Raw genomic sequence first — 14,273 nt, forward strand, 5'->3', positions numbered from 1 at the left:
CGGTCAGGGCCGATCGTGTTTTAGCAGAATCCATGAAGCTTCGCCCATCTATTGAATACTTAAAAATTCAAATCATGGCGCTTGGTGCGCCATTTGTAAATGCTTCGGCATGGACTTGCCGGGACTTGTAGGTTCTTGCCGGGGCCAAAAGAGCACATAAAAAAACGACTCGTCAAGGACCTCTGTTGCAGTGAGTCTTTTGCGCTTCCCTCAAAATCAGGGCCATTCAGTCCAGGCTAGGGGCAGTTCGTTCGTCGCCAAGAAGGGCGCATGGCCCCAAGCGCTTCAGCAGACGCGCCGAGCGATTTTGTGAATGGCCGATGTGGGATCGATGTCCATCCAATCGTGCAACATGCCCTGGCGACTGACCACCTTGCCCGTCAACATGGCACCACTGTAATGAGTCAAATGCATCACGCGTGCCATCTTGGCTTCGCAGTTGACCATCAATTGAGTCTGGGCCGACTGATAAGGCTGGCCTTGAGCGGTCATTTGAGTTTTTTTGTAATCGATCACACTCCACAAGACCTTGCGGCCAACTTCTTGCGTGACGGAGTTGGCATCGATGTAGAACATGCCTTGATCGTTCAAAACGATGACTTCCCATTTGGGCGCAGCCATGCCAGGAAATGCCAAAACGCTGGACAAGGCGATGAGCATCCCTCTGGATGTTTTGAAACAGTTCATGGTCATCCATGTCCGGTGCTGGAGTCAGGTGCGTCTGACAAGCAATTGCGAGGCCAGTGCCACCATGGCAGCGCGGTAAGTGTTGTCTGGCAGTTGCATCGCAGCGTCAATGGCGCGTTGTGCTTCTGACGCAGCGGCGCTGCGGGTGGCGGCCAGCGCCCCGGTTTCGCGCACGATGGTCACGATGTCGGCCAGGCGTTCAACGCTGCCAGTTTCAATGGCTTCGCGTACGGTTTGGCTTTGTGAGGCGTTGCCGCGCTGAATGGCCAGAATCAATGGCAAGGTGGCCTTGCCTTCGCGCAGGTCATCGCCCAGGTTTTTACCCATCTCCGTGGTGTTGCCATCGTAGTCGAGCACATCATCAATCACCTGAAAGGCTGTGCCCAAGGCTTGGCCGTAATCGGCGCAGGCAGATTCAATGGCTACCGAGCTGCCTGCCAAAATGGCCCCCAAGCGAGCGCTGGCTTCGAACAGCTTGGCGGTTTTGGAGCGGATCACCCGCAAATACCCTTCTTCATCAAGAGAGGCATCGTGCATGTTCATCAGTTGCAGCACCTCGCCTTCGGCGATCACGTTGGTGGCATCGGCCAGGGTTTGCATCACCCGCATGCTGTCTGCGCCCACCATCATCTGAAAGGCGCGCGAGTACAAAAAATCACCCACGAGCACGCTGGCCGGGTTGCCAAAGCGTTCATTCGCCGTGGCCCTGCCGCGCCTGAGGGTGGACTCGTCCACCACATCGTCGTGCAGCAAGGTGGCGGTGTGGATGAATTCGACCACGGCCGCCAGGTTGTGGCGCTGGCCACCGGTGTAGCCCAAGGCTCCGCAAGTGAGCAGCAGCAGGACCGGGCGAAGGCGCTTGCCTCCAGCTGAAATGATGTAGCGGGCCACCTCTCCTACCAAGGGCACACCGGAATCGAGGCGCTGGGCAATGACATGGTCGACCATGGCCATGTCTGGGGCCACCAGTTCTAGAACGGCTGTGGTGCTGTTTTCTGAGGCAGACAAATGGAAGATCCGGCAGGGGAGCTCGGTGGAGCCGAGGCGGGTGGAACAAAACGCACCCAGTGCAAGATGTAATTATAGAGACCGTCGCGCTTGGCCCCCTGAAGCATGTGCATTCGGGAAGCGACAGATTGTTCAGCCATGGGTGGCCGTGCTAGAATCTCGGGTTCCTTGGGGATTAGCCCTTGGAAACTTCCATTCAAAGAGGTCATTTATGTACGCGGTCATAAAAACCGGTGGCAAACAGTATCGTGTTGTCGCTGGCGAAAAAATTAAAGTAGAACAGATTGCTGCGGACGTTGGCCAGGAAATCGTGATTGATCAAGTTCTCGCAGTCGGCAACGGCGCAGACCTGAAGATCGGCACGCCCCTGGTGTCCGGCGCAACAGTCACAGTCACAGTGCTGGCTCATGGCAAGCACGACAAAGTGCACATTTTCAAGATGCGCCGTCGCAAACACTATCAGAAACGTCAGGGTCACCGCCAGCAGTTCACCGAACTGCAAATCGGCGCGATCGCTGCCTGAGGAGAATAGGTCATGGCACAGAAAAAAGGCGGCGGCTCTACGCGCAACGGACGTGATTCCAAGCCAAAAATGCTCGGCGTCAAGGCTTTCGGTGGTGAACTGATCAGTGCAGGCTCGATCATCGTTCGTCAACGTGGTACCAAGTTCCATGCAGGCAACAATGTCGGCATCGGCAAAGACCACACTTTGTTTGCTCTGATCGACGGCCATGTGTCGTTTTCTACCAAAGGCGAACTGAGCAAGCACATGGTCAACGTGACGCCGGCTGTTTAAGCCCGTTGCGTCCATGGCGAAGAGGAGCCCCGCAAGCCGGGGCTTTTCGCATTCTGGCCCGCTGACCTTTTGATCTCGGGCCCACCGCTACACTGGATACCCCATGAAGTTCGTTGACGAAGCCTATATTGACATCTCCGCAGGTGACGGCGGGAACGGCTGCGTCTCGTTCCGCCATGAAAAATACAAAGAATTCGGTGGTCCCAACGGGGGCGATGGCGGGCGAGGCGGTCATGTGTTTGCTTTTGCCGACATCAACCTGAACACCTTGGTCGATTACCGTTACTCGCGCAGGCACGATGCCAAACGCGGCCAGCACGGCATGGGCTCCGACATGTTCGGCGCTGCCGGCGACGATGTCACCCTCAAAATGCCGGTGGGCACCATCATCACCGATGCCGAAACCGGCGAAGTGCTCTATGAGTTGCTGGAGCCGGGTGAAACCATCATGATCGCCAAGGGTGGCGACGGTGGTTTTGGCAACATGCGCTTCAAAAGCGCGATCAACCGCGCGCCCCGCCAAAAAACACCCGGCTGGCTCGGTGAGAAGAAAGAGCTCAAGCTCGAATTGAAGGTGCTGGCCGATGTCGGTCTGCTGGGCATGCCCAATGCGGGCAAGTCCACCTTCATCGCGGCCGTCTCCAATGCCCGCCCCAAAATCGCCGATTACCCCTTCACCACCTTGCACCCCAACTTGGGCGTGGTGCGTGTGGGCCCCGAACAAAGCTTTGTGGTGGCCGATGTGCCGGGGCTGATCGAGGGCGCCTCAGAAGGTGCTGGCTTGGGCCATTTGTTCCTGCGCCATTTGCAGCGCACCCGTTTGCTCTTGCATGTGGTCGACTTTGCGCCTTTTGACGAGAACGTCGATCCGGTGCAGCAGGCCAAGGCCATCGTGGCGGAGCTTAAAAAATACGATCCCGGTTTGTACAACAAGCCCCGCTGGCTGGTGCTGAACAAGCTGGACATGGTGCCAACCGAGGAGCGCGAAGCGCGGGTGAAGGAATTCATCAAGCGCATGCGTTACAAAGGCCCCGTCTTTCAAATTTCTGCCCTGACCCGTGAAGGTTGCGAGCCGCTGATCAAGGAAATCTACAAACACATCCGTGCCCAGCAAATCATCGAGCAGGGCATTGTGGAGATTGACCCCCGCTTCACCGAACAGGACAAGCCGCAAGAGCCGGATGCCGATGACCCGCGTTTCAAGCCGCTGCCGTCTGATGCGGATTGATCCGGTGGCGTGCGCCTAAATTTGTCCTTTTTTCTTCACGCCCAGTAAAACCCCAGCATGTCTTCTGCCGCCGTTTCCACCCTGTTGCGCGATGCGCGCCGCATCGTCGTCAAAGTCGGCTCCAGCCTGGTGACCAATGAAGGGCGCGGTCTGGACGAGGGCGCGATTGGCGAGTGGTGTCGCCAGATGGCGCTGCTGAGCAGCCAAGGCAAAGAAGTGGTCATGGTCTCCAGCGGCGCGATTGCTGAAGGCATGAAGCGCCTGGGCTGGACCACTCGCCCGAGCGAAGTCCCTGCTTTGCAGGCCGCAGCCGCTGTGGGCCAGATGGGTCTGGCGCAAATGTACGAAACCAAGCTGCGCGAAAACGGCATGGGCAGCGCCCAGGTCTTGCTCACGCATGCCGACCTGGCCGACCGCGAGCGCTACCTCAACGCCCGCTCGACTTTGTTCACCTTGCTGCAACACAAGGTGTTGCCCGTGATCAACGAAAACGACACGGTGGTCAACGATGAGATCAAGTTTGGCGACAACGACACCTTGGGTGCCTTGGTGGCCAACCTGATCGAAGCCGACTTGCTGATCATCCTGACCGACCAAAAAGGCTTGTACACCGCCGACCCGCGCAAAGACCCCTCGGCCACCTTCGTGCACGAGGCCCATGCTGGGGATTTGGCCTTGGAAGCCATGGCAGGCGGTGCGGGTTCGAGCATTGGACGGGGCGGCATGATCACCAAAATCCTGGCGGCCAAACGGGCAGCCGGTTCTGGCGCATCCACTGTGATCGCCTGGGGACGTGAGCCCGATGCCTTGCTGCGCTTGTGCCAGGGCGACAACATGGGCACCCTGCTGGTGGCCCAGACCGCCAAACAGCAAGCCCGCAAACAATGGATGGCTGACCACCTGCAGCTGCGCGGCTCGGTCACCGTGGATGCGGGTGCAGCGCACAAAGTGCTGACCGAAGGCAAAAGCCTGCTGCCCATCGGCATGACAGGCGTCGCGGGTGATTTTTCACGCGGCGATGTGATCGCCATTCGGGATGAGCAGGGTGCCGAAATTGCTCGGGGCTTGGCCAATTACGCCAGTGCCGAGGCCCGTTTGTTGTGCCGCAAGCCCTCGCACGACTACGAGGCCTTGCTGGGCTACACCGCCGAGCCCGAAATGGTGCACCGGGACAACCTGATCCTGAGCCGCTGAAGTCAAGGGGATCGAAACCAGCCAACGCAGGGCGAGTCAGCCTTGCGGGTTCGGGTCGAAGCTGGCACCCGGGGGCAACTCCATGTGCAAGGGTGGCTGCATCTCGCCGTGATCGTGGTCGACGCCTAGATCTCGTGGGGCGCGGCTGCCGCCACGCAAATAGCGGTTTTGCCGCTCTTGCCGGGGCAAATAGCGGGCCAGTTCAGTCAGCGCCATTTCATACACGCCGCGCTTGAACTCCACCACCACATCGAGCGGCACCCAATAGTCGTTCCAACGCCAAGCGTCAAACTCGGGGTGGTCGGTGGCACGCAAGTTCAGGTGGTGGTCGTGCGTCACCATCTGCAAAAGGAACCAGATCTGTTTCTGGCCCTTGTAAAAGCCGCGTGCATCCCGTCGGATGAAGCGGTCCGGCACCTCATAGCGCAACCAGTCACGGGTTCGGGCCACGATGCGCACATGCTCCGGGTGGAGCCCCACTTCTTCGTGCAGTTCACGGAACATGGCTTGTTCAGGGCTTTCACCCCGGTCAATGCCACCCTGCGGAAACTGCCAGCTGTGGGTACGGATGCGCTTGCCCCAGAAAACCTGGTTTTTCTGGTTGAGCAGAATGATGCCGACGTTTGGCCTAAAGCCTTCACGGTCAAGCATAATCAACCTCAAATTTTTAAATTGTGTCCATTATGCACGCCGCACAGGCGCTTGCTCTTGGATGTTTCCCTGATCCCCCTGCTGAGTTAGCCCGCCGCGATGAAAGCCTCCCAGTTCCTCATTTCCACCCTCAAAGAAGCCCCCGCCGACGCTGAAGTGGTCAGCCACAAGCTCATGACCCGCGCCGGCATGATCAAAAAGCTGGGCGCAGGCATCTACAACTACATGCCCATGGGTTTGCGCGTGATCCGCAAGGTCGAAGCCATCGTGCGCGAAGAGATGAACCGCGCAGGCGCCATTGAGATGACCATGCCCGTGGTGCAGCCGGCTGAGCTGTGGCAAGAGACCGGCCGCTTTGACAAGATGGGCCCTGAATTGCTGCGCATCAAGGACCGCCATGGCCGCGATTTCGTGATCCAGCCCACCAGCGAAGAAGTGGTGACCGATGTGGTGCGCCAGGAAGTGCGCAGTTACAAACAGTTGCCCAAAAATTTTTACCAAATCCAGACCAAATTCCGCGACGAGCGCCGCCCCCGTTTTGGCCTGATGCGTGGCCGCGAATTCACCATGAAAGACGCCTACAGCTTTGACCGCGACGTGGCGAGCGCCAAGGCCAGCTACCAGGTGATGGCCGGGGCCTACCGCAAGATCTTTGACCGCTTTGGCCTCACCTACCGCGCAGTTGCCGCAGACAGCGGGGCCATCGGGGGGGATTTGTCTGAAGAGTTCCAGGTGATCGCTGCCACGGGCGAAGACGCCATCGTCTATTGCCCCACCAGCAGCTACGCCGCCAACATCGAAAAAGCCGAAGCCCTGGCCCCCAGCCAGCCACGCGGCGCGGCATCGCAAGCGCTGACCAAGACCCCCACCCCAGGCAAGAGCACCTGCGAAGACGTGGCCGCTTTGCTGTACGTGCCCCTGTCCACCACCGTCAAATCCTTGGTGCTGGCCACCGACACCCTGAACGAGCAGGGCGAGATCGTCAAATCGCAAGTTTGGCTCTTGCTCTTGCGTGGCGACCACGACATGAACGAAGTCAAGGTCGGCAAGCTGCCCGGCATGGAAGGCGGCTTCCGTTTTGCCACCTTGAGCGAGATCGAAGACCACTTCGGCTGCAAGCCCGGCTACCTCGGCCCGCTGAACCTCAAAAAGCCCGTGCACCTGGTGGCCGACCGCGATGTGGCCGTGATGGTCGACTGGATTTGCGGCGCCAACGAAGAAGACTTCCACATCACTGGCGTCAACTGGGGCCGTGACCTGCCCGAGCCTGCGCTGGTGGCCGACATCCGCAACGTGGTCACTGGTGACAAGTCGCCTGACGGTCTGGGAGAACTGGCCATTGAGCGCGGCATCGAGGTGGGCCATGTGTTCTACCTGGGCACCAAATACTCCAAGGCCATGAGTGCCACCTTCCTGGACGAAAACGGCAAGCCCCAGTTTCTGGAAATGGGTTGCTACGGCATTGGCATCACCCGCCTGCCCGCCGCTGCCATCGAGCAAAACCACGACGAACGCGGCATCATTTGGCCCGACGCCATCGCCCCCTTCACCGTGGTGGTCTGTCCCATTGGCATGGACCGCAGCGAAGCCGTCAAGGCCGAGGCCGAACGCATCTATGCCGCCTTGTTGGCGGACGGGGTGGATGTCATCTTGGACGACCGGGGCGAGCGCCCCGGTGCCATGTTTGCCGACTGGGAACTGATCGGCGTGCCGCACCGCATCACGATTGGCGACAAGGGCCTCAAAGACGGTTTGGTCGAGTACCAGCACCGCCGGGATGCCGAATCGAGCAAAGTGTCGGTGGCCGATCTTCTGGGCCACCTCAAGGGGCGTTTGGCCCCCTGAACCGCGCACCCCGGCCCATGACGCGCTCGGTCTTGCCCAGCCGCCGGGCTTGTTTGCTCAGCCTGTGCGGGACCCTGTTGCCCGCCGGGCTGACGCATGCCGGACGGCAAATCGAAGAGCCCCTGTCGCACGCCGTGCGTTCGGCCCTGAGCGCGGCGGTGGCAGCGGCAGCGCCGCCTGAGCCCCTGCTGCCCACCGCTGCAGATCAGCAGGCCTATGCCCAATGGCTAGCGGCCAGCAGTCAGCGTCTGGCACGCCACAAAAAGAACCCCACCGAGCGGCAAGAATTTTTGCAAACCCTTTGGTACGAAGCCCGCCGCGCAGGCCTGCCGCTGTCGCTGGTGCTGGGCGTGGTGCAGGTCGAAAGCGCGTTTCGCAAATACGCCATTTCCAGCGCCGGGGCACGCGGCTACATGCAGGTCATGCCGTTTTGGGCGCGCCTGATCGGCGACGGCGACGACAGCCGCCTGTTCCACATGCAGACCAACCTGCGTTTTGGGTGCGTGATCCTGCGCCACTACCTGGACCGGGAACGGGGCGACATTTTCATGGGGCTGGGTCGTTACAACGGTTCACGCGGAAAAAGCGCTTATCCGCAGGCCGTTCAAGCGGCGCAGCGGCTGTGGTTGCAAGCGGAAGATTGAGGTGCACGGGCCAGCAGTGAAAAAGCCACCCGCAGGTGGCTATTCGGGGTGGCAGGGCCGCCGCCCTTGGCCAATCAGGCCTGGCCGTTGATCACTTGTTGCAGCTCGCCCGATTCGTACATTTCCATCATGATGTCCGAGCCGCCGATGAATTCGCCCTTGATGTAGAGCTGGGGGATGGTGGGCCAGTTGCTGTATTCCTTGATGCCTTGGCGGATTTCGGCGTCGTCCAGTACGTTCACGGTTTTGACCGTCTTGGGGTCCACGCCGCAAGCCTTGAGCAGTTGGATGGCACGGCCTGAAAACCCGCACATGGGAAAGCTGGCGTTGCCTTTCATGAACAGGGTGATCTCGTTGCCTTTGACGAGTTCGTCGATGCGTTGTTGGGTGTCGCTCATGTTGTTGCTCCAAGTGGGGTCGGTGTCGAATGAAGTCAATTATGTCTCTGATTGAAAGTCTGCCATTTTTGCAGGGATGTTGCTGTCACTTTGGCATGACTGCGCCTGTACAGCGCTCTAAACCGCCCAGATCGCGGCGCGACTGCACCTGCACAAAACCGGCTTCGCGCAGCAGGGCTTGCACCGGGGCCGCTTGGTCCCAGCCGTGTTCGAGCAGCAGCCAGCCGCCCGGGGCGAGGCGGCTGGGGGCTTGGGCAATGATCTGGAGGATGTCATCGAGGCCATCTGTGCCGCTGGTCAGCGCGCTCAGGGGCTCATGGGTCAGGGCGGCAAGGTGCGGGTCGCCTTCGGCCACATAGGGGGGGTTGGAGACGATCAGCTCAAATGGACCCGGCACGGCGTCCATCCAGTGGCTGATCACACACTTCACGGCCAAGTTCAGGCGCTGGGCATTGGCGCTGGCCACGGCCAGGGCGTCGGCACTGGCGTCCACCGCCGTCACCTGTGCGGCAGGGCGGTGGTGCTGCAGGGCCAGCGCCACGGCCCCGCTGCCGGTGCCCAGGTCCAGCACGCGGGTTGGCTGGCTTGAAGGCAGCAATTCCAGCGCCCATTCGACCAGGATTTCCGTGTCGGGGCGCGGGTCCAGCACACGGGCGTCCACCTTCAGCGTGAGGCCAAAAAAGTCTTTGTGCCCGGTGATATAGGCCACGGGCTCGCCTTGCAGGCGGCGCTGCAGGGCTTGGCCCCAGTTGTGTTGTTGCGCCTCGGTCAACAGATCGGTGTCGTGGGCCAGCAGCCAGGCGCGCTCATGCACCGGGCGCGCCAAGGCATGCAGCAGCAGCATCTGCGCGTCCACGCGGGCCAGCCCTTGTCTGTGGGCTTGTTGCAGGCAATCGGCCACGCTGGGGCTGGCGCGCGGGTCCATCACGCAGTCGCCCCGATTTCCAGTGCAGCCAGTTGTTCTGCGGCTTCGTAGGCCTGCAGTGCATCGACCACGTCTTTCAAATCGCCTTCCATGATGGTGAGCAGCTTGTACAGCGTGAGGTTGATGCGGTGGTCGGTCAGGCGCCCTTGCGGGAAGTTGTAGGTGCGGATGCGGTCGGAGCGCTCGCCGCTGCCGATCAGGCTTTTGCGCTCGGCCGCGTCTTTGGTGGCGCGTTCGGACCGGTCTTTTTCCTGAATGCGGGCGGTCAGCACCTTCAGGGCTTGCGCCTTGTTGCTGTGCTGGCTGCGGCCATCTTGGCATTCGGCCACGATGCCGGTGGGCAAGTGGGTGATGCGCACCGCCGAGTCGGTCTTGTTGATGTGCTGCCCACCCGCGCCGCTGGCGCGGTAGGTGTCAATGCGCAAATCGGACGGGTTGATCTTGATGGCCTCTGCCTCGTCCGGCTCGGCCAGCACGGCCACCGTGCAGGCGCTGGTGTGGATGCGGCCTTGGGTTTCGGTCGCGGGCACGCGCTGCACCCGGTGGCCGCCCGATTCGAACTTGAGCGCGCCATACACCTGGTCGCCTTCGATGCGCACCACGACTTCTTTGTAGCCGCCCAGTTCGCTCATCGACTCCGAGATGATCTCGCAACGCCAAGCCTGGCTTTCGGCGAAGCGGGTGTACATGCGCAGCAAGTCGCCCGCGAACAAGGCCGATTCGTCGCCTCCGGTGCCTGCACGAATTTCCACAAAAGCGGGGCGGGCATCGTCGGGGTCTTTGGGCAGCAGCATGCGCTGCAGCTCTGATTCCAGGCTTTGCAGTTCGGCGCTGGCGCTGGCCACTTCTTCTTCGGCCATCTCGCGCAGGTCTTCGTCATCCAACATGGTTTGGGCTGTGGCCAGATCGGCGCTGCGCTGCTGAAAGCGGGCAAAGCGCGAGGCCACGGCGCTGACCTCGGCATGTTCCCGAGAGAGTTTCAGGAACTGCGTCATGTCGGCCATGATGTCTTCGCGGGACAGTAAAAAGTCCAGCTCGGTCAAGCGCAGGGCATAGCGTTCGAGTTGCTGGATAAGAAAGGGTTTCATGCGGCCAGAATTTTTGAAAGTTGGATCTTGAATTCCAACGGGTATGGAGCAGGGAGGGTGTCGGTGTTGATGTGCCGACCTGCCAAGCCAAGCCGCTAACGCTCTTTGCGCAAGAAGACGCGCTGCACAGTTTGAATGGTGTGCTCGCGGTGCTCGGAGTCGGTCCCGCGCAACTCGGCCAGGGCGCCGTGCAGCATTTTCTGGGTCAGGCCTTTGGACAGGGCCTCCATCACGGCGATCGGGTCATCGCCCCGTGCCAGCAACTTGCGGGCGCGGACCATTTCGGCTTCGCGCCAAGCGTCGGCTTGGTTTTGAAGCTGCTGGATCAGGGGCACGGTGCCGCGCTGGCCCATCCAATGCATGAAACTTTGCACCCCGGCGTCGATGATGACCTCGGCCTCGGCCACGGCCGCTTGCCGGTGCGCCTGACCTGCCTGCACCACACTGGCCAGGTCGTCCACGGTGTACAGGTAAACGTCTTGCAGGGCCTTGACCTCGGGCTCGATGTCACGCGGCACCGCCAGATCGACCATGAACATGGGGCGGTATTTGCGTTTTTTAAGGGCGCGTTCGACCGCACCCAAACCAATCAGGGGCAAGGTGCTGGCGGTGCAGCTGATGACCGCGTCGAACTCGTGCAAGCGTTCGGGCAGGTCGGACAGGGGCATGACCTCGGCCCCAAATCGGTGGGCCAGCAACTCGGCGCGGTCCAGGCTGCGGTTGGCAATCACCATGCCTTTGGGCTGCTTGGCTGCAAAGTGGGTGGCCACCAACTCGTTCATTTCACCCGCACCGACAAACAGGATGCGGATGTCTTGGATGTCTTCGAACAACTGGCTGGCCAGGCGCACCGAGGCAGCGGCCATGCTGATGGAGTGGGCACCGATTTCGGTGGAGCTGCGCACTTCTTTGGCCACGGCGAAGCTGCGCTGAAACAACTGGTTGAGGGTGCTGCCCAGGGCGCCGGCTTGCTCGGCTGCACGCACGGCGTCCTTGAGCTGGCCCAGAATCTGGGCTTCGCCCAAGACCATGGAGTCCAGGCCGCTGGCCACGCGAAAAGCATGGCGGGCCGCCTCATTGCCTTCGAGCAAATACGTGTGGGCGTGCAGTTCGGACGCGCTCACACCACCGGCTTGGGCCAACCAACGCAAGGTGTCGCCGGTGGCAGCTTGGTCGGCGGCACAATAAATTTCGGTGCGGTTACAGGTCGAAAGAATAGCCGCTTCGGGCGCTTGTGCCGTGTGGCTGGCCAGGTCCTGGCGCAAACCGTGCAGTGCGGGCACCAGTTTGTCCACGGCGAACGCGAACCGCCCGCGCAGATCCAGCGGCGCAGTGGTGTGGTTCAAACCCAGGGTCCATACAGCCATGCAGGTCATTATAGGCATCGGCTGTCAACCTCTATTGACACAATACAAGAGAGGTCAGTAGACGTGGTTTTACATGCACAATTTCAGGATGTGGCGCACCTTGAGGGCGTGCTCGGAACAACTGGAGCGAGATTTCATGACGTTTTGGCAATTGGGATTGCACCTGTTCAATTTTCTGCTGCCCGCTTTGGCCTTGGCGAGCTTCATGCCTTTGGCTGGGGGCTGGGTTATGGGTTCGGGTCGGGTCAGCCTGGGTCGCCGCATGGGGGTGCATGTCCTGAGCGGGCTGGCCGTGCTGGTCACCGGGTTATGGCTGCACGGCCAGGACGGCAAGATGAGTACCTACATCGCCTTGCTGCTGGTGGCCGCCACGGCCGAGTGGCTGATGCAGCGGGGCTGGGTCAGCAAGAAACGAAGTTAACACGAGACGCCTTCGGCCAGGGGCGGGTTGACCCCATTGTCAAATCGGACTGAACCCATCCACCCGGTCGGTGATGATGCCGTCGGTGCCCAGGGCCAGCAGGTGCTGGGCGGCCCAGTCGTCGTTGACGGTGTAGCTCAGGCACTTGAGCCCCGCGCTGTGCACGCGGGCCACGGTGGCGCTGTCCCATAGGGCGTAGTTGGCGACCACGGCGCAGCACTGCAGCGCCAAAGCCTTTTCCAACCAGCCGTCCCACAGCGTATCCACCAGCAGGCCACGCGGCAACTCGGGTGCCGCCGTTTGCGCTGCCGCCAGCGCGTCGGGTTTGAAAGATGTCAGCAGGGGTGGGATTTCGGCACCTTGCCACAGTTGCGCCGCCAGACGCGCAACCGCGTCGCCCGTAGCCGCTTCAGTGCCCGGCGTGGGTTTGATTTCGATGTTCAGCAGGTAGCGGTTCGCCAGACAAAACCGGGCCAGTGCTTCCAGAGTGGGCAGTGGCTCGCCCGCAAAAGCCCGCGAATGCCAGCCGCCAGCGTCCAACTGCGACAGGGCATGCCAAGGCAGATCGCCGCCGATGCCGTTGCCGTTGGTGGTGCGCTCCAGCGTGGCGTCGTGCATCAAAAACACCACGCCGTCTGCGCTGAGCTTGGCATCGCACTCGAACATGCGAAAGCCTTGCGCTGCGCCCAGCCGGAAGGCGGCCAGGGTGTTTTCCGGGGCAAGCTTGCCAGCGCCTCGGTGGGCAATCCAGCGTGGGTAGGGCCAGTGTTTCATGGTGCTCTTCAGGCGATGCGTTTTTGCGAGGCCCTGTCAAACCAGTGCAGTCGGTCGGCGCGTGGCGTGGCGTGGAAGGTGCTGCCCGGTTGAGGCACGGGCACTGATTCGTCCAGTCGCAGGGTCAGCGTTTCTTGGCCGAGACGGGCGTGCACCAAGCGCTCGGCGCCCAGCAATTCCACGGTGTCTACCGTCAGTGTCCAGCCACCGTTTTCGGTGACAGGCGTGATGTCCAGGTGCTCGGGGCGGATGCCCAAAATTTGCCCTGCGGGTGTGCCCGGAGCGTGCTGCAGCAAGTTCATCGGGGGCGAGCCAATGAAGCTGGCCACAAAGGTGCTGGCCGGGCGGTTGTAGACCTCCTCGGGTGTGCCGAACTGTTCCATGTGGCCGCCGTTCATGACGATCATGCGCTGGGCCAAGGTCATGGCTTCGACCTGGTCGTGCGTGACAAACAGGCTGGTGATGCCCAATTCGCGGTGCAGTTTCTGAATTTCCAGCCGGGTCTGGGCGCGCAGCTTGGCGTCCAGATTCGACAGCGGCTCGTCAAACAAAAACACCTGCGGCTGGCGCACGATGGCGCGGCCCATGGCCACGCGCTGGCGCTGGCCACCCGACAGTTCGCGCGGTTTGCGCTGCAGCAGTTGCGACAACTCCAAAATCGCGGCAGCCTTGTCCACGCGGGTTTTGATCTCGGCCACCGGCACTTTGGCGATTTTCAGGCCATAGGCCATGTTGTCGAACACGCTCATGTGCGGGTAAAGCGCGTAGTTCTGGAACACCATGGCGATGTCGCGCTCGGCGGGCTCCAGGCCGTTGACCACGCGCTCACCAATCGAGATGGAGCCACCGGAGATGTCTTCGAGGCCCGCCACCATGCGCAGCAGGGTGGATTTGCCGCAGCCCGAGGGGCCGACGATGACGACAAATTCACCGTGTGCGATCTCGGCGCTCAGGTCGTGGATGACGGTGTTGGCTTTGTCGCCTGCACCGTAGGTTTTGAGGATGTGAGAGAGAGTGATGGAAGCCATATGTTTTTTGATCAGACGAGGACAGAGCAACGCTTCAAATGGGTCTGTCTCCGGGTTATTGAGTTGACGAGGACAGAGCAACGCTTCGCATGGGTCTGTCCCCGGCTTGTTAATTTGACGAGGACAGAGCAACGCTTCGCGTTGGTCTGTCCCCGGCGTATTTATTTTTCCGTATCAACCAGGCCTTTGACGAACCATTTTTGCATCAGGATGACGACC

Annotated in this window: 16 protein-coding genes; 7 read left to right on the forward strand and 9 right to left on the reverse strand. The window is 61.0% G+C overall.

Going from position 1 to position 14,273, the window contains the following annotated elements; genetic code table 11:
* Nucleotides 1-285: 285 nt before the first annotated feature.
* Together ACIQ47_RS04095 and ACIQ47_RS04100 are read right to left on the reverse strand one after the other, a co-directional pair.
* Entirely contained in the window at nucleotides 286-687 is a 402-nt protein-coding gene (locus tag ACIQ47_RS04095) for a surface-adhesin E family protein (protein WP_396436969.1), read from the reverse strand.
* Nucleotides 688-711: 24 nt separating this feature from the next.
* Nucleotides 712-1,695, reverse strand: a complete 984-nt coding sequence (locus ACIQ47_RS04100) for a polyprenyl synthetase family protein (protein ID WP_396436970.1) — start codon at nucleotides 1,693-1,695, stop codon at nucleotides 712-714.
* 211 nt (nucleotides 1,696-1,906) lie between these two features.
* On the opposite strand from ACIQ47_RS04100, the gene rplU reads away from it, so the two are divergent.
* From rplU to proB, 4 genes are all read left to right on the forward strand, one after another.
* Entirely contained in the window at nucleotides 1,907-2,218 is a 312-nt protein-coding gene (rplU, locus tag ACIQ47_RS04105; RefSeq protein ID WP_296292822.1) for a 50S ribosomal protein L21, read from the forward strand.
* A gap of 12 nt (nucleotides 2,219-2,230) precedes the next feature.
* Entirely contained in the window at nucleotides 2,231-2,491 is a 261-nt protein-coding gene (gene rpmA, locus ACIQ47_RS04110; RefSeq protein WP_396428620.1) for a 50S ribosomal protein L27, read from the forward strand.
* Between the two features lie 103 nt (nucleotides 2,492-2,594).
* Complete coding sequence (gene cgtA, locus ACIQ47_RS04115) at nucleotides 2,595-3,719, forward strand: Obg family GTPase CgtA (protein ID WP_396436971.1); 1,125 nt, start codon at nucleotides 2,595-2,597, stop codon at nucleotides 3,717-3,719.
* A 57-nt stretch (nucleotides 3,720-3,776) separates the two neighbouring features.
* On the forward strand, nucleotides 3,777-4,913 hold the full coding sequence (proB, locus tag ACIQ47_RS04120) for a glutamate 5-kinase (RefSeq protein ID WP_296292820.1): 1,137 nt from the start codon (nucleotides 3,777-3,779) through the stop codon (nucleotides 4,911-4,913).
* A 36-nt stretch (nucleotides 4,914-4,949) separates the two neighbouring features.
* Here proB and ACIQ47_RS04125 read toward each other — a convergent pair whose 3' ends face one another.
* The gene (locus ACIQ47_RS04125) at nucleotides 4,950-5,564 is read right to left on the reverse strand and encodes an RNA pyrophosphohydrolase (protein ID WP_396436972.1); all 615 of its coding nucleotides are present in this window, start codon (nucleotides 5,562-5,564) and stop codon (nucleotides 4,950-4,952) included.
* 99 nt (nucleotides 5,565-5,663) lie between these two features.
* Between ACIQ47_RS04125 and ACIQ47_RS04130 the strand changes: the two genes are divergently transcribed.
* Nucleotides 5,664-7,409: a proline--tRNA ligase gene (locus tag ACIQ47_RS04130; protein WP_396436973.1), complete on the forward strand. Its 1,746-nt coding sequence runs from the start codon at nucleotides 5,664-5,666 to the stop codon at nucleotides 7,407-7,409.
* 17 nt (nucleotides 7,410-7,426) lie between these two features.
* Entirely contained in the window at nucleotides 7,427-8,053 is a 627-nt protein-coding gene (locus ACIQ47_RS04135) for a lytic transglycosylase domain-containing protein (RefSeq protein ID WP_396436974.1), read from the forward strand.
* 74 nt (nucleotides 8,054-8,127) lie between these two features.
* Here the strand turns inward: ACIQ47_RS04135 and grxD are convergent, their stop codons facing one another.
* The 4 genes from grxD to hemA form a co-directional block, all read right to left on the reverse strand.
* Entirely contained in the window at nucleotides 8,128-8,451 is a 324-nt protein-coding gene (grxD, locus tag ACIQ47_RS04140; protein WP_396436975.1) for a Grx4 family monothiol glutaredoxin, read from the reverse strand.
* 85 nt (nucleotides 8,452-8,536) lie between these two features.
* Nucleotides 8,537-9,376 (reverse strand): peptide chain release factor N(5)-glutamine methyltransferase, encoded by an 840-nt coding sequence (gene prmC, locus ACIQ47_RS04145; RefSeq protein ID WP_296292815.1) that lies wholly within the window; start codon nucleotides 9,374-9,376, stop codon nucleotides 8,537-8,539.
* On the reverse strand, nucleotides 9,376-10,464 hold the full coding sequence (prfA, locus tag ACIQ47_RS04150; protein WP_396436976.1) for a peptide chain release factor 1: 1,089 nt from the start codon (nucleotides 10,462-10,464) through the stop codon (nucleotides 9,376-9,378). Before prfA ends, prmC begins: the two co-directional genes overlap by 1 nt.
* Nucleotides 10,465-10,559: 95 nt before the next feature.
* Nucleotides 10,560-11,831, reverse strand: a complete 1,272-nt coding sequence (gene hemA / locus ACIQ47_RS04155) for a glutamyl-tRNA reductase (protein ID WP_396436977.1) — start codon at nucleotides 11,829-11,831, stop codon at nucleotides 10,560-10,562.
* A 136-nt stretch (nucleotides 11,832-11,967) separates the two neighbouring features.
* Here hemA and ACIQ47_RS04160 point away from each other — a divergent pair, with 136 nt between their 5' ends.
* On the forward strand, nucleotides 11,968-12,252 hold the full coding sequence (locus ACIQ47_RS04160; RefSeq protein ID WP_396436978.1) for a hypothetical protein: 285 nt from the start codon (nucleotides 11,968-11,970) through the stop codon (nucleotides 12,250-12,252).
* Nucleotides 12,253-12,291: 39 nt separating this feature from the next.
* Here ACIQ47_RS04160 and ugpQ read toward each other — a convergent pair whose 3' ends face one another.
* Nucleotides 12,292-13,026, reverse strand: a complete 735-nt coding sequence (ugpQ, locus tag ACIQ47_RS04165) for a glycerophosphodiester phosphodiesterase (protein WP_396436979.1) — start codon at nucleotides 13,024-13,026, stop codon at nucleotides 12,292-12,294.
* A gap of 8 nt (nucleotides 13,027-13,034) precedes the next feature.
* Entirely contained in the window at nucleotides 13,035-14,054 is a 1,020-nt protein-coding gene (ugpC, locus tag ACIQ47_RS04170; RefSeq protein ID WP_396436980.1) for a sn-glycerol-3-phosphate ABC transporter ATP-binding protein UgpC, read from the reverse strand.
* Between the last annotated feature and the right edge of the window lie 219 nt (nucleotides 14,055-14,273).

It is taken from the genome of Limnohabitans sp. (genome assembly GCF_044373035.1).
Taxonomy (GTDB): Bacteria; Pseudomonadota; Gammaproteobacteria; order Burkholderiales; family Burkholderiaceae_C; genus Limnohabitans_A.

What these genes read in the sequence shown, in the direction of transcription:
- proB (WP_296292820.1), top strand. Translation starts at nt 3,777, where the DNA reads ATGTCTTCTGCCGCCGTTTCCACCCTGTTGCGCGATGCGCGCCGCATC.
- grxD (WP_396436975.1), bottom strand. Translation starts at nt 8,451, where the DNA reads ATGAGCGACACCCAACAACGCATCGACGAACTCGTCAAAGGCAACGAG.
- prfA (WP_396436976.1), bottom strand. Translation starts at nt 10,464, where the DNA reads ATGAAACCCTTTCTTATCCAGCAACTCGAACGCTATGCCCTGCGCTTG.
- ACIQ47_RS04160 (WP_396436978.1), top strand. Translation starts at nt 11,968, where the DNA reads ATGACGTTTTGGCAATTGGGATTGCACCTGTTCAATTTTCTGCTGCCC.
- ACIQ47_RS04130 (WP_396436973.1), top strand. Translation starts at nt 5,664, where the DNA reads ATGAAAGCCTCCCAGTTCCTCATTTCCACCCTCAAAGAAGCCCCCGCC.
- rpmA (WP_396428620.1), top strand. Translation starts at nt 2,231, where the DNA reads ATGGCACAGAAAAAAGGCGGCGGCTCTACGCGCAACGGACGTGATTCC.
- prmC (WP_296292815.1), bottom strand. Translation starts at nt 9,376, where the DNA reads ATGGACCCGCGCGCCAGCCCCAGCGTGGCCGATTGCCTGCAACAAGCC.
- cgtA (WP_396436971.1), top strand. Translation starts at nt 2,595, where the DNA reads ATGAAGTTCGTTGACGAAGCCTATATTGACATCTCCGCAGGTGACGGC.
- ACIQ47_RS04095 (WP_396436969.1), bottom strand. Translation starts at nt 687, where the DNA reads ATGAACTGTTTCAAAACATCCAGAGGGATGCTCATCGCCTTGTCCAGC.
- rplU (WP_296292822.1), top strand. Translation starts at nt 1,907, where the DNA reads ATGTACGCGGTCATAAAAACCGGTGGCAAACAGTATCGTGTTGTCGCT.
- ugpQ (WP_396436979.1), bottom strand. Translation starts at nt 13,026, where the DNA reads ATGAAACACTGGCCCTACCCACGCTGGATTGCCCACCGAGGCGCTGGC.
- hemA (WP_396436977.1), bottom strand. Translation starts at nt 11,831, where the DNA reads ATGGCTGTATGGACCCTGGGTTTGAACCACACCACTGCGCCGCTGGAT.
- ACIQ47_RS04135 (WP_396436974.1), top strand. Translation starts at nt 7,427, where the DNA reads ATGACGCGCTCGGTCTTGCCCAGCCGCCGGGCTTGTTTGCTCAGCCTG.
- ACIQ47_RS04125 (WP_396436972.1), bottom strand. Translation starts at nt 5,564, where the DNA reads ATGCTTGACCGTGAAGGCTTTAGGCCAAACGTCGGCATCATTCTGCTC.
- ugpC (WP_396436980.1), bottom strand. Translation starts at nt 14,054, where the DNA reads ATGGCTTCCATCACTCTCTCTCACATCCTCAAAACCTACGGTGCAGGC.